The organism is Streptococcus constellatus (genome assembly GCF_902167705.1).
Taxonomy (GTDB): Bacteria; Bacillota; Bacilli; order Lactobacillales; family Streptococcaceae; genus Streptococcus; species Streptococcus constellatus_A.
In genome coordinates this window covers 18,777-33,614 of sequence record NZ_CABHMZ010000011.1, presented here as the reverse complement: position 1 = coordinate 33,614, position 14,838 = coordinate 18,777, and the positions used below count along the sequence as shown (strand labels likewise).

Sequence of the window (14,838 nt, the reverse complement as noted above, 5' to 3'; positions counted from 1 at the left end):
CATCTTGAAATTTTAATTATTTTGTTTGAGGTTGAACAACAGTTCTCTGCTTTCAAAGCTCTTTACCTAATAAATCAACTGCAACTTGTGAAGCAAAGTACTTCTTCATTCATTTTTCAAGCTCGGAAGAGCTGTGGAGTGAGACTGTGAACTAAGAATTTTCAATATTAGTTCGGTCTCACTCCTTTTCTTTATCTTCCAAACTATTTGTAACGATTAGTTTGTCATTAGAGGAAGCTTGCTTGAAACGAACATAGTCCGTTAAAGGGAAATGAATCAAATTTAAAAAAGTCTCGGCGAATTGCTCAGGCGGTATGGGTTCAGGTTGGGTAATCCAAATCTCAATAAAGATGAGAATACCTCCAACAAGAACCTGCGATGCCTTTTCTTTTGGAATGTTTAATTTTTGATAATCAATCGTAATGTGCTGCTCAATCCATTGACCATACGTATTTCTTAAAAAATCTCTCCAATAGGGATCGGCAGCTGTCTTAAAAAGACAACTGATTCGCCTTCGGTGGGTATATAAGATAGGAATAACCACTTCTGCAAAAAAGACAAAAGGATCAGGATAAACTTTCTTATCATAACCTTGAAAAATCAGTTGAAATTCAGCATCAAGCTCTTTATGAATATAATCTAGAATTTCATAATTTCCATTAAAATGGCGTTTGTAAATCGCTTGTCTTGAGCTCCCTGCTTTTTGCGCAATTTCTGCTAAAGAAAAATGCGATTTCTGAGGATTTTCCATTGCAAGTTCAAAAAAAGCTTCTAAAATCTTCTCTCTTGTATTAAGTACCATCTTACTCTCTCCTTATAAATATTTTAATGTAAAAAATATATGTAGTCTAGCGAAAAATCTGGAAAAAGTTTACGTTTTGTAAACAAATATACAATAAAAAATGTGTATAACTATAAAATCAGCATAACTAAACTGTATTTTGCCTTAGATTTAAAAAAACTGATTTTAAATTAGATGCTATCGGCATCACAATAAAGCAGGGCTTCTTAATCTCTGTCAAGGATTTATCTCACTACAGGAATTACAGAACCAATAAAATATTTTTTGAATTGCTTATTTTGAAAAAACTTTACAGACTGTCAAGAAATTAAGCAAGAATACAGGACATTTTGATTGAAAGTGCCATAAAGGGGTTGCTATAATGGTATTATTAGAAGTTTGTACTTTTATGCAAAATTCTAAAAAATTATAGAAAGGAAATCGTAATGATTAAAAAAATGATGAATCTTGTTGGGGTAGCATTATTGCTAGCTTCGACAATCTTATCACCGGCTAGTGCTGTTGCTCAAACGCTGACGAACTAATCTTCAGCATTGACAACTCAGGCAGAGACGGGAAAAGGTTTGGAAAATTCGGCTAGAGAAGAAGAGACAGCTAAACAAACAACACCTTCTACTGACTCGACAGGCACAAATGACAGTTCTAGCCAAGAGAAAAAGGCTGAAACGCCTGCTCCTGAAAATAAAACGGAAGCAAGTGCTGATTCGAGCCAAGTAAAAGAAGATACTGCTTCAAAGAAAACTGATAATGTGGAGGAAAAGAACGAAAGCAAACCAGGAGCACCCCCTGCTTTAACACCTAGAAGCGAAGGAAGCAAGTACGATCTTTCTAGCACTGCAAATGCTAAAGAATGGAATGATGTTATCACAGAAATGTATGTGACAAACAAAGATGGAAACCCTATCCCACCAAAGGGTGTACAGATGTGGGAAACTTTCCAAGTGCATGCAAAATTTAGCCTTCCGAATAACACAGTTAATGAAGGCGACACCACAACTATTACGTTACCAGAAACTTTACGATTTCCAGAATGGACAGACTTTGAAGTTAAGGATGCAAAAGATAAAGTTGTTGCGCATGCAAAAATCAACCCCACAACTAAAACGATTACGTTAACCTATACAAAATATCCTTCTGAACATTCGGATGTTTTAGGAGAACTGTTTTTTTATGCAGCTGTTGACCATAATAAGGTTAAAATAGAAAAAGACATAGATCTTGATTTTAAAGTGGGGCATAAAACTAAGATTGGTGGAAAACTTCATTATCAAGGTCCTGGAAAGAAAAGCGAAAGTATACTAGAAAAAAGTGCTTGGCAAGATGGAGCTAACAAATCTCTTCTTCAGTATGCTCTTGCTATCAATCGAAAAGGTGTTGATTTAAAAGAAGTCAATGTTCAAGATAGGCTGGACGACGATACTAAGGGGATTCAAATTGATCAGAACAGTATCCGTATATATGAAGTAAGATGGTCCTGGGAAAATGGTGAGTGGAAACACGATAATGAGAAAGATGTTACAACTAACCACCAGATAAAAATGGATGATGATAAACGTGGCTTCCAAACTTACTTAGGAAATATTGGGACTAAAGGTTACTATATCAGATATCAAGTTAAAACTAACTATGAACCGGTGGGTGGAGAAGTTTTTAAAAATAAGGCAAAACTTTCTTCAAAAGATAAAATTTCGGAAGAAGTCAATATCTCTTTAGTATATCGAGCTGCTGGCGGATTTGCAGAAGGCTATGTTTACTCAATGAACTTGCATAAAGAAGACGAAAAAACAAAACAAGCTTTAGCTGGTGCAAAATTTAAAGTAACGCGTGACAGTAATAAGAAAGTCATTGGTGAGTATACAACAGATTCAAACGGTGATATTACAATTCCTAATCTGTTAAAAGACGATTATACGATTGAGGAAATCAAAGCGCCGGAAGGCTACCAACTCTCTAAGGAAAAAATTAAAGTCACTCCAAATGATTTTGGCACTGACAAAGCCTACAGAAAGACAATTACTAACAAGAAAATTGAAAAAGTCTCCGCTCAATTACAAGTTAAGAAAGAGCTTATTGGAGGCCGAGAACTTAAAGATAATGAATTTGAGTTTACGTTAACAGATAAGCAAACGAATCAAACGCAAAAGAAGAAAAATGTGAATGGAAAAGTCACTTTTGATCCAATTGAGTATGATAAAGAAGGAACTTATGAGTATCGTATTGTGGAAGCAGCTGGAAATGATGCACATGTATTTTTCGACCCAAATATCATTTATGCAACAGTAAAAGTTGTGAAAGATGCGAATGGTCAATTAAAAGTAGAAAGTATTACTTATCAAGCGGTTGATGAGGAGGGGAACTGGAAGAATAAGGATACGTTTACAAATGTCTATGTTCCTGAAAAAACTAAAGCGCAACTACAAGTCAAGAAAGTTTTGACGGGTCGAGAACTTAAAGATGGTGAATTTGAGTTTCGATTAACCGGTAGAGACGGGGAGATTGAAACCGTCAAAAATACAGCAGACGGAAAAGTCACTTTCAAAGAAATTGAATATACCAAAGCTGGTACTTATCAATATACAATTGCAGAAGTTCACAATGATCTGCCAGGTATTTATTATGAAACAGATCATGTCACGGCAACAGTAACGGTTGAGGATAAAGCTGGCAAACTGGAAGTGACAAAAATAACTTATGCAAAAGCTGGTAAAGAAACGAAGAATCCAACGTTCAACAATATTTATACCCCAAACAAAGTATCTGCTCAGTTAGAAGTCAATAAAGTTCTAACTGGTCGTGAGCTCAAAGCAAATGAATTTGAGTTTGAGTTAGTTGATAACAGCGGTAGCAGTCCAACTCTTGGTCAAACGTTGCAAACCGCTAAAAATACAGCAGACGGAAAAGTCACTTTTAAACCGCTGGAATATACAGAAGCTGGTACTTATGAATACCTTATCAAAGAGAACAATGGTTCAGCTTCAGGCGTAGCCTATGACAGCACACAGATTTCTGTGATTGTAACAGTTGAAGATAAGGGTGGAACACTTGCAGTTACTAAAATTACTTATCTAAAAGATGGGCAAGAAGTAACAAAGCCGACTTTTAAGAATGTCTACACTCCGACTAAAACGTCTGCTAAGTTGGAAGCCACGAAGAAATTAGTTGGCCGCAAACTGAAAGCAGGAGAGTTTGAATTTGAATTGACTGGGGCAGAAGACCACGTTCAACAAGTGAAGAAAAATACTACGTCTGGAAAGGTTCAATTTGATACGATTGAATATACCAAAGCAGGTACTTATCATTACACGATTAAAGAAAGAAACGCTGGACTTGAAGGCATTACTTACGACACCAAAGAAATTAAAGCAACTGTAAAGGTCACAGATGACGGGCAAGGAAAGCTAAGTGCTGCAGTTAGTTATGAAAATGACAATCAAGTCTTTACGAATGTTTTTAATCCAAAAGCCATTTCCGTACCGCTTCAAGTTACTAAAACTTTAACCGGTCGTGCTCTTCAAGAAGGTGAGTTCGAGTTTGAATTGCGTGACGGACAAAAGAATCTTGTTCAAACCGTTAAAAACAAAGCAGACGGGACGATTCCGTTTAGCCCGCTGAACTTTAATAAACCAGGTCTTTATCACTATCAAATCATTGAAAAGACAGGCACACTTTCTGGTGTTCAATACGATAAAGAACCGATAAAAGTCACGATTCGTGTAGCTCAAGATAAGGATACGGGCAAACTGGAAGTCAATACCATTTACAAAGGTTTAGATGAAAATGGCAAACCAATTACTAAGAGGACTTTTAACAATAAGTACAAGCAACAACAGGTTTCAACTCAATTGCAAGTCAAGAAAAAACTGCTTGGTCGTGATTTGAAAGACCAAGAATTTGACTTTGATTTGGTTGATAATACTGATTTTAGTCCAACTGCGGGTAAGACCTTGCAAACTGTTAAAAATAATGGCAAAGGTGAAGTCAATTTCAAATCATTGTCATTTACCAAAGCAGGAACTTATGAATACTTTATTCGCGAGAAAAAAGGTACAGCAGCAGGAATTACCTATGATAGAAAATTCATTGCTGTAACTGTAGAGGTTGAAGAGAAATCTGGTAAACTTGAAGTTAGCAAAGTGACTTATCTGGTAGACGGAGAGGAAGTCAACAATCCGACTTTCGTCAACCGTTATAAGCTGGAATCGACAACTGCTAGTCTTTCTGTCAATAAAGCATTGACAGGACGTCCCTTAAAAGATGGCGAATTTAACTTTGAACTGAAGGGAAATGATGACGGCGTTTCACAAACGAAGTCAAATGTAAATGGAGTTGTCAACTTCGACAAGATTCAGTACACAAAAGCAGGTGTTTATCGTTATACCATTGTTGAAAAAGATAACAAATTAAATGGCATAACTTATGATAAGAAAGTCATTCATGCGACAGTGACTGTTGAGAATAAAGATGCAAAATTAGTTGCAAAAGTAGAGTACAAAAACAACGATCAAACTTTCAACAATACGTATACTACAAAGAAAGTTAGCGCTCAGTTAGATGTAACGAAGAAGCTGACAGGACGTGATTTGAAAGAAAATGAGTTTGAGTTTGATTTGCAAGATGACAAAGGTCAAGTTCTTCAAACGAAGACTAATGCAGCAGATGGTAAAGTAATCTTTGAGCCAATCGAATATGATACAGTTGGCGAGTACCACTATGTTATCAAGGAAAAAGCCGGTCAACTCGGTGGTGTGACTTACGACAAGAAAGAAATCAAGTCAACTGTAAAAGTAACCGACGATGGAAATGGTCAGTTAGTTGCACAAGTGACTTACGATAAAGGTGAGAAAGAGTTCAACAATACCTATGTTGCTAAAGAAACGACGGCTAAGTTGGAAGCGAACAAAGTCTTAACAGGTCGTACTTTGAATGACGGTGAATTTGCATTTGACTTGATTGCACCAGACGGTACGGTCGTTGAGACAGTAAAGAATGACGGCGACGGCAAGATTTCCTTCAAAGAACTCACTTTCAAAGCAGCTGGTACTTACGTTTACACAATTAAGGAAAAAGCTGGTAGCCTCGGTGGAGTGATTTACGACACACATACTGTGAAAGCGACTGTCACAGTAACAGATGATGGGCAAGGTCAATTGCATGCTTCTGTGGCTTATGAAAATAACGACCAGACCTTTAACAATAGCTACTCAGCAGACAAAGCAACTGCAACACTTTCTGCCAAAAAACTTCTTGAAGGGCGTAAGCTCAAAGAAAGCGAATTTGAGTTTGAACTGAAAGGTTCAGATGACAATGTTTCTCAAGTCAAGAAAAATGCGGCAAACGGCGATGTAACTTTTGACACAATCGAGTACACCAAAGCGGGTACGTATCACTACACGATCACTGAAAAAGATACCAAACTTGGTGGTGTGGCTTATGATAAGAAAGTCATCAAAGCGACTGTCACAGTAATAGACGATGGCAATGGTCATTTGGTAACAAAAGTTGTTTATGAAAAAGATGACCAAACTTTCAATAATACGTATACAGCGACGAAGACCAATGCACAACTGTCTATCAAGAAAGTCTTGATTGGACGTGCTTTAAAAGCAGGCGAATTTGAGTTTGAACTGAAAGGTTCAGACGATAAGGTTTCTCAAGTGAAGAAAAACGCTGCAAACGGCGATGTGAATTTTGATGCTATCAAATACACCAAAGCGGGCACGTATCACTACACGATTGCCGAAAAAGATACCAAGCTTGGTGGCGTGGCTTATGATAAAAAAGTCATCAAAGTTACAATTGAAGTGACAGACGATGGTAATGGTCAATTGCACGCTAAAGTAAGCTATGATAATGACATTAAGACATTTGAAAATCGCTATACTCCGCCTAAGAATGGCTTGCCTAAGACGGGAACAATCGTTCATACATTGGCTATTTTCATTGGTTTGATGGTCTTAGCTGGTGCAATTTATCTCATCAAGAAAAAATCTTGATAGAATTAAGATTGTAAAAAAATATAAGTCTAAAATTGGAAATCTAGTGAGAATTCTCATGGAAAATGAAGAGTCTCATTAGGTCTCCTTTTTTTATATTCAAAAAGAGAAAAAAGAATATAGATAAATGCTTCAAAAAGATGTATAACCATAATTATCCCAAAATACAGCATTTTAGGAGGTATCTATATGGATCAAGAACATCTATTTTGGATGACGGTTAGTTCTTATTACTATTTCTATGTTGTTTATTCTCTTTTGGTGGATCAGAGTCTGTTTCGTGAGATTCAAGATACGGACTTGCATTTAGTGTATAAGTATTTTGCTTGCCCTAAAACAAGTGTTTTCGTACGTGGTTTTATGAAAAGTTTGTTTTATTTTGCCTTGCCTGTTTATCTCTTTTTAAATCGGACGCGTTATTATCAAGCGAGAGGGGAGGACGGGAAACGTCTGCACAAGCACGATTTTCTGTATCGCTATAGTGTTTATTTTACTTTCCCACTGATTATTACTCGTATCATGGTTTACCTAGCGCAAGATGACACGAACGAAGTCGTCAATACGGTATCTAATCTGTATTATACATTGATTTATCGGATTCCTTATTTTCAGTTATTATTTGCTTTATTTATAGTGTATCTATATATTGTTGCGGCGCATTATGTGGATAAAAAGTGCTTCCGATTTTACTTTATCAGCAATACACTGACAATTGTGGCATCTCTCATCTTTATTATTCAATTCCTCGTTGGTTTCTATTTTTATTTTTTAGAGAGTGTGCCAGACGGGCTAAAGATTTTTTCTTTTTATTATGGAACGGTCTTAGCCTTAGAAAAGTTTTTAGCATGGTTCATTATTTATATCGGCAATCACAACTATGGTAATCGTTTGAGACAGTATGCTTTATATCAGAAAAAGAGATTGCTAAATTCGCGGGTAATGGTTCCTATTCATTCTTTTGGAATGCAGATAGCAGACTTGTGGTTGGCTTTGAGGGTACGGTTAGCTTCGGTTTTGCTAGCGTTTTCTTCCATAAATCTATCTCGCATCATGGTATCTTTATCTAGACGAAATTTTTTATGTGCGATGTGGCAGCTACTATCTATTTTTATTTTGTATCCAGCTTTATTTTTCCTTTTACCTATTTTCTTTCTTTATATTTTTCCGACGGATTCGAGTGATTCTCCGATAGGAAGTTACCTGCTTATTCGGAAAACGGAAAGTCAGACAATTTATTATTCAACTCCATCTTTAAAAATATTTTATAAAGGTCAGAAGTTGCTCTATCGGCAACAGTTATTTTTGTTGGTAGACAGTTGGGTGAGCAAGAAGAATGTTCACTATTTGCGGTATCGTTCAGTGGAAACTGGGATTACATATTCTTTCATTTGGCAGCCACATACAAATTTGTTACGCTTAAATGGAGAAACATCGCAGGAGTTTATTCGAGATGGAACGAAAGATTACATTAAAAATTTAGCCAAGGATTCAATTACGAGTTTAGAGGGGGCAGGATATGAAAAATGGGAGCGACCAAAGGAAGAGTCGGAGCCATTTTCGTGGAAAAAACGAACGCGAAGGAAGCTATATAAAGGCTTGAGGTGATACTCAGGCCTTTCTTATGAAAAGGCGCTGAAATTTTCACTTGACTCTTATTTTCTTTATGATATACTTAACTAGTAAAGAATTAACTGGTTAATCAGAAAAGGAGAAAAATGAGTCAGTTAGCACATGAAATTGATCGTTTTTTAAATGAAATCATTTTAAAATCCGAGAATCAACATGAGATTTTGATTGGATCTTGCACGAGTGGAATGCCATTGACCAATACTCAAGAGCATATTTTGATGTTGTTGTCTGAGGAATCTTTGACAAATTCAGAGTTAGCAAAGCGCTTGAATATCAGTCAGGCAGCGGTGACAAAAGCTATCAAGTCGCTCATCAAGCAAGAAATGTTGGAACCTTTTAAAGATGTTAAAGATGCACGTGTCATTTTTTATCGGTTGACAGAATTGGCGGAACCTGTTGCGGCTGAACATCAGCACCATCATCACCATACGATAGAAATCTACGAAAAAATTGCTAATCAATATAGTTCTGATGAGCAAGCCACCATTCAAAAATTCTTAGAAACCTTAGTGGGAGAAATCAGAAAATGAGGTATATCACGGTTGAAGATTTGTCCTTCTATTATGACAAAGAGCCTGTGTTGGAGCATATTAACTACTATTTAGATAGTGGTGAGTTTGTGACCTTGACAGGTGAAAATGGCGCTGCAAAGACGACATTGATCAAGGCTAGTCTTGGGATTTTGCAGCCTCGATTTGGTAAGGTGATGATTTCTAAGACAAATACAGCTGGCAAGAAATTACGGATTGCTTATTTGCCGCAGCAAATTGCTAGTTTTAATGCGGGTTTTCCAAGTACCGTCTATGAATTTGTAAAATCCGGTCGGTATCCGCGCAAGGGTTGGTTCCGTCGTTTAAATGCCCATGATGAGGAGCATATCAAGGTCAGTCTAGATGCAGTTGGTATGTGGGAACATCGAGATAAACGGATTGGCTCGCTGTCAGGCGGGCAAAAGCAACGGGCAGTGATTGCACGAATGTTCGCTTCAGATCCAGATATTTTTGTCTTGGATGAGCCGACAACAGGAATGGATGCAGGCAGCAAGGATGAATTTTATGATTTGATGCACCACAGTGCGCATCGGCATGGCAAGGCTGTTCTGATGATTACACATGATCCAGAGGAAGTCCGAAAATATGCGGACCGCAATATTCATTTGGTGCGAAATCAAGATTCACCATGGCGGTGCTTCAATGTTCACGAGAGTGATCAGGAGGTGAGCCATGCTTAATTTATTAGCTTACGACTTTATGCAGCGGGCTTTTCTGGCAGTAATTGCCATGAGTCTGTTTTCACCTGTTTTAGGAACTTTTTTAATTCTGCGACGTCAGAGTTTGATGAGTGATACGCTCAGCCACGTGTCGCTTTCGGGGGTTGCTTTTGGTTTGGTGCTAGGTATTTCGCCTACGATTTCAACTGTCATTATTGTGATTATTGCAGCAGTTTTCTTAGAATACCTGCGGACAATTTACAAGGATTTTATGGAAATTGGAACGGCAATTCTGATGTCGACAGGACTTGCCATTGCTTTGATTGTTATGAGCAGGGGCAAAAGCTCTAGTTCCATGAGTTTAGATCAATATTTGTTTGGTTCTATTGTCACGATTAGTACGGAGCAAGTAATTTCACTGTTTATCATTGCGACAATCGTACTTGTGTTGACTTTTCTCTTCATTCGACCAATGTATATTTTGACCTTTGATGAGGATACAGCTTTTGTGGACGGACTGCCTGTTCGTACTATGTCTATTCTATTTGATATCGTGACAGGTGTTGCCATTGCTCTCATGATTCCAGCGGCAGGTGCCCTGCTAGTATCGACCATTATGGTTTTGCCGGCAAGTATTGCTCTGCGGCTTGGGAAAAACTTTAAATCTGTCATTCTATTAGCTAATGTTATCGGATTTGTAGGTATGATTGCTGGATTGTATATTTCGTATTATGCCGAAACACCAGCCAGTGCAAGCATCACCATCATTTTTGTTGGCGTATTTTTACTTGTTAATTTATTGAAAAAATTTATCAAATAGGAGCTAGAAATGAAGAAAATTGCTTTATTAGTGGCAAGTTTGCTGAGCATCTTTTTAGTAGCTTGTTCTAATCAAAAAAGTACAAATGGGAAATTAAATGTTGTCACAACATTTTACCCAGTCTATGAATTCACCAAGCAAGTCACCGGAGATACGGCTAATGTAAAGCTCTTGATTGGTGCAGGAACAGAACCGCATGAATACGAGCCGTCTGCCAAAGCTGTCGCAACGATTCAAGATGCAGATGCTTTTGTATACGAAAATGAAAACATGGAAACTTGGGTACCAAAATTGCTCAAAACTTTGAAAAAAGATAAAGTAAATGTGGTGAAAGCAACTGGAAAAATGTTGCTTCTTCCTGGTACAGAAGAGGAAGAAGACCATGATCATGGGAGTGAAGGGCATCATCACGAATACGATCCGCATGTGTGGTTGTCACCAAAACGTGCCATTAAGATGGTGGAAAATATTCGAGATAGCTTAAGCAAACGCTACCCAGATAAGAAAGCCACTTTCCAGAAGAATGCAGCAGCTTACATTAAAAAATTAGAAGCTCTGGATAAGGAATACACAGACGGATTGGCAAATGCCAAACAAAAAAGTTTTGTGACACAGCACGCAGCCTTCCGTTACCTTGCTTTGGACTACGGTTTGAAACAAGTCTCTATCTCAGGTTTGTCACCAGACAGTGAACCTTCTGCTTCTCGCTTGGCGGAATTAACACAGTACATCAAGAAAAACAATATCAAGTACATTTACTTTGAAGAAAATGCTTCTCAAGCCTTGGCATCTACTTTGGCAAAGGAAACAGGTGTGAAATTGGATGTGCTCAATCCACTTGAAAGTCTGACAGAAAAACAAACCAAAGACGGAGCGGACTACATTTCAATCATGAAGTCCAACTTGAAAGCCTTGAAAAAGACAACCGACCAAGCAGGTGCTGAAATTTCTGCTGAAAAAGAGGAAAATACGAAGACTGTACAAAATGGTTACTTTGAAGATAGTGCTGTTAAGGACCGAACATTATCGGATTATGCAGGTCAATGGCAATCTGTTTATCCATATTTGCAAGACGGAACTTTAGATCAAGTCTTTGACTATAAAGCAAAATTAAGTGGTAAGATGACAGCGGCTGAGTACAAAGCCTATTATGAAAAAGGCTACAAGACAGATGTGTCTAATATCAATATCACAGATAAGACGATGGAATTTGTAGTAAATGGACAAAAGAAGAAATATACTTACAAATATGTCGGCAAACACACTTTGACGTATTCTAAAGGCAATCGTGGCGTGCGCTTCATGTTTGAAGCAACAGACGCTGATGCAGGCAAATATAAATATGTTCAATTTAGCGACCATAATATCGCCCCAACGAAAGCAGCACACTTCCATATCTTTTATGGTGGTGAAAGCCAAGAAGCCCTCTTTAACGAATTGGAAAATTGGCCAACTTACTACCCAACGAAATTAAGCGGACAAGAAATCGCCCAAGAAATGCTTGCGCATTGATGAAGATATAAATTTCTATACAGAAAGAGAAAAATCGAGTTGAACAATCTTCTCGATTTTTTGCTTGACAATTGTTGATTACAGATGTAAACTATGAAAGAATCAAAAATTACAATTGTAATCAGAAAAGAGATGAAATAAAATGGAACAACAAAATATCAGTCAGGCAGAATGGCAAGTCATGCGCGTTTTGTGGGCGTATCCTCATAGCCGGAGTACTGAAGTTGTAGAGCGCTTAGAAGCTGATTTTGATTGGAAACCGGCTACTGTCAAAACCTTGCTGAATCGCCTGAAGACCAAAGAATTTATTTCAATGGAAAAGATTGAGGGGAAATTTTACTATGATGCGTTGATTTTAGAAGATGAGCACTTGGAAAATAGTTGGCGTACCTTGCTTGACAATATGTGCAACACCAAGCATGGCGATTTAGTAGTTTCAATACTAGAAAGCAATCAATTCAGTCAAACAGATTTGTCTCGAATCCTAGATGTTGTAAAAGAAAAGCAGGTACAAGCTCCTAAAAGGGTTCAATGTAATTGTCCACCAGGTCAATGTACTTGTGGTGCACATTGTCAAGATGACACGAATCAATCCAAAATGGCGGAGTAAGAAATGGAAAAAGACAAAAGAGAGTATAAATTATCTGGCATGACCTGTGCAGCTTGCGCGATGACGATTGAAATGGCAGTCAAGGAGCTTCCAACGGTAGAAGAAGCTACGGTGAACTTGGCGACGGAAAAATTGACAGTTCTTCCCAAAGACGGATTTGCAAGTGAGCAAGTCTTAGACGCTGTGAAAGAAGCGGGCTACCAAGCGATAGAAAAAGGAGAACAAAAGCAGTCTGATTATGCGAAGCAAGTCGCGGAAAAGCAAGAAAACGTGCGCCAAATGGCGCGTCAGATTTGGTTTGCGGCAGGAGCGACCGTGCCACTCCTCTATATTTCAATGGGGAGCATGATTGGCTTGCCGTTGCCCTCCTTTTTAGATCACATGACGCATCCCATTGCCTTTGTATTGGCACAGCTTCTCCTCACCTTACCGGCTATCTGGGTAGGCTGGGGCTTTTATGCGCGTGGCTTTCGAAATTTGGTGAAACGGCATCCAAACATGGATAGTTTGATTGCTGTAGGAACGAGTGCAGCCTTTCTGTATAGTTTGTACTCGGTCGTTCAAGTTTTACTGGGGCATCATACTTTTGTGCACCAGTTGTATTTTGAATCAGTTGGTGTGATTATCACTCTTGTTTTACTGGGGAAATATCTGGAAGCCAATGCCAAGGGTCGAACCTCACAAGCGATTCAAAGTTTGATGAGCTTGGTGCCCAACCAAGCAACGGTTATCCGTTATGACGAAGTCGTCACAATTGATACAGAAGACATCAAGGTGGGAGATATTGTACGGATTAAGCCAGGAGAGCGTATGCCAGTTGACGGTGTGGTTATCTCTGGACAGACCTATGTAGATGAGTCCATGATGACAGGGGAAAGCGTTCCTGTTGAAAAAAATGTCGGAGATGTGATTACGAGTGCCACTATGAACCAAACGGGCTCTATTGACTATGAAGCAACGAAAGTTGGTTCAGACACAACCTTGGCTCAGATTGTTCATTTGGTAGAGGAAGCGCAAGGCTCGAAAGCGCCTATTGCGGCTATGGCAGATAAAATCTCGCTCTACTTTGTACCAATTGTCTTGGGCTTGGCAGTTTTGGCAGCTCTGTTGTGGTATTTTCTAGCAGGAGAAAGTCTGCAATTCTCACTTTCTATCTTTATCGCGGTATTGGTTATCGCTTGTCCTTGTGCGCTTGGGCTAGCTACTCCGACGGCTATTATGGTCGGCACAGGAAAAGGCGCTGAAAATGGTGTCTTGATTAAGTCGGGGCAGGCTCTTGAAGCGGCTCATTTGGTAGATGTTGTCGTTCTGGATAAGACAGGTACGATTACAGAAGGGAAGCCAAGTTTGACTGATGTACTGACTTTTGGTACTATTTCGCGAGAGGATTTGCTGAGTTTAGTTGCAAGTAGTGAGCAACATTCAGAGCATCCGCTGGCAATTGCTATTTTGGAAGCCACTAAAGCGGAAGCTATACCATTAGCACCGGTAACGGATTTCCAAGCGATTTCAGGTAAAGGGATTATAGCTCACGTAAAAGCTCAAGAAATTTTAATCGGGAATGAAAGCTTGATGAGACAATACCAAGTCGAGCTCGGAGAACATATCTCTGACTTGATTTTCTTATCTCATCAAGGAAAGACGGCTATGTTTGTCGTTTTGGATAGACAACTGGTAGGGCTGGTAGCAGTCGCTGACCAAATCAAAAAAAATAGCCGTGAAGCTATTGCTGAATTGCAAAAAATGGGCTTAGAAGTGGTGATGCTGACAGGTGATCGTGAGGAAACGGCTCAAGCCATTGCAAGAGAAGCTGGTGTCGATCACGTGATTGCAGGAGTATTTCCAGACGGAAAAGCAGATGTTGTCAAGGATTTGCAAACGCAAAGGAAAAAGGTTGCCATGGTGGGTGACGGGATCAATGATGCACCTGCTCTGGTGCAAGCCGAAGTCGGGATTGCCATTGGCTCTGGAACGGATGTGGCTATTGATTCAGCCGACATTGTCTTGATGCATAGCGATCTTTTAGACGTGGTGACAGCCATTCGCCTCAGCCAAGCCACGATTAAAAATATCAAAGAAAATCTGTTCTGGGCTTTTGCCTACAATACTTTAGGAATACCGGTCGCAATGGGGCTCTTGTATGTATTTGGCGGTCCGTTGCTCAATCCTATGTTAGCCGGTCTTGCCATGAGCTTTAGCTCGGTTTCTGTCGTCACCAATGCGTTGCGTTTACGGCGCTTTAAAAGAAAATCATAAAAGGAG

Annotated in this window: 9 protein-coding genes; 8 read left to right on the top strand and 1 reads right to left on the bottom strand. The window is 38.9% G+C overall.

The genetic code is table 11. From position 1 onward, the window contains the following. Nucleotides 1-178: 178 nt before the first annotated feature. Nucleotides 179-802, bottom strand: coding sequence for a TetR/AcrR family transcriptional regulator (locus FQ204_RS03210; protein ID WP_144208553.1), 624 nt, complete (start codon nucleotides 800-802; stop codon nucleotides 179-181). A gap of 563 nt (nucleotides 803-1,365) precedes the next feature. Between FQ204_RS03210 and FQ204_RS03205 the strand changes: the two genes are divergently transcribed. The 8 genes from FQ204_RS03205 to FQ204_RS03170 all read left to right on the top strand — a co-directional run bounded on the left by FQ204_RS03205 (nucleotide 1,366) and on the right by FQ204_RS03170 (nucleotide 14,832). Continuing rightward, complete coding sequence (locus FQ204_RS03205) at nucleotides 1,366-6,795, top strand: Spy0128 family protein (protein WP_260843547.1); 5,430 nt, start codon at nucleotides 1,366-1,368, stop codon at nucleotides 6,793-6,795. A 189-nt stretch (nucleotides 6,796-6,984) separates the two neighbouring features. Then, nucleotides 6,985-8,400: a hypothetical protein gene (locus tag FQ204_RS03200; RefSeq protein WP_144208549.1), complete on the top strand. Its 1,416-nt coding sequence runs from the start codon at nucleotides 6,985-6,987 to the stop codon at nucleotides 8,398-8,400. Nucleotides 8,401-8,510: 110 nt separating this feature from the next. Then, complete coding sequence (locus tag FQ204_RS03195; RefSeq protein WP_144208547.1) at nucleotides 8,511-8,954, top strand: zinc-dependent MarR family transcriptional regulator; 444 nt, start codon at nucleotides 8,511-8,513, stop codon at nucleotides 8,952-8,954. After that, nucleotides 8,951-9,655, top strand: coding sequence for a metal ABC transporter ATP-binding protein (locus FQ204_RS03190; RefSeq protein ID WP_144208544.1), 705 nt, complete (start codon nucleotides 8,951-8,953; stop codon nucleotides 9,653-9,655). Before FQ204_RS03195 ends, FQ204_RS03190 begins: the two co-directional genes overlap by 4 nt. After that, entirely contained in the window at nucleotides 9,648-10,454 is an 807-nt protein-coding gene (locus tag FQ204_RS03185; RefSeq protein WP_144208541.1) for a metal ABC transporter permease, read from the top strand. The genes FQ204_RS03190 and FQ204_RS03185 overlap by 8 nt, the downstream gene beginning before the upstream one ends. 9 nt (nucleotides 10,455-10,463) lie before the next feature. Next, nucleotides 10,464-11,966 (top strand): zinc ABC transporter substrate-binding protein AdcA, encoded by a 1,503-nt coding sequence (locus FQ204_RS03180; RefSeq protein WP_144208538.1) that lies wholly within the window; start codon nucleotides 10,464-10,466, stop codon nucleotides 11,964-11,966. Nucleotides 11,967-12,108: 142 nt separating this feature from the next. After that, nucleotides 12,109-12,576, top strand: a complete 468-nt coding sequence (locus FQ204_RS03175) for a CopY/TcrY family copper transport repressor (RefSeq protein WP_144208535.1) — start codon at nucleotides 12,109-12,111, stop codon at nucleotides 12,574-12,576. Between the two features lie 3 nt (nucleotides 12,577-12,579). Continuing rightward, nucleotides 12,580-14,832 carry a heavy metal translocating P-type ATPase gene (locus tag FQ204_RS03170; RefSeq protein ID WP_144208532.1) on the top strand — a complete coding sequence of 751 codons (2,253 nt, stop codon included), beginning with the start codon at nucleotides 12,580-12,582 and terminating at the stop codon, nucleotides 14,830-14,832. Nucleotides 14,833-14,838 lie beyond the last annotated feature (6 nt).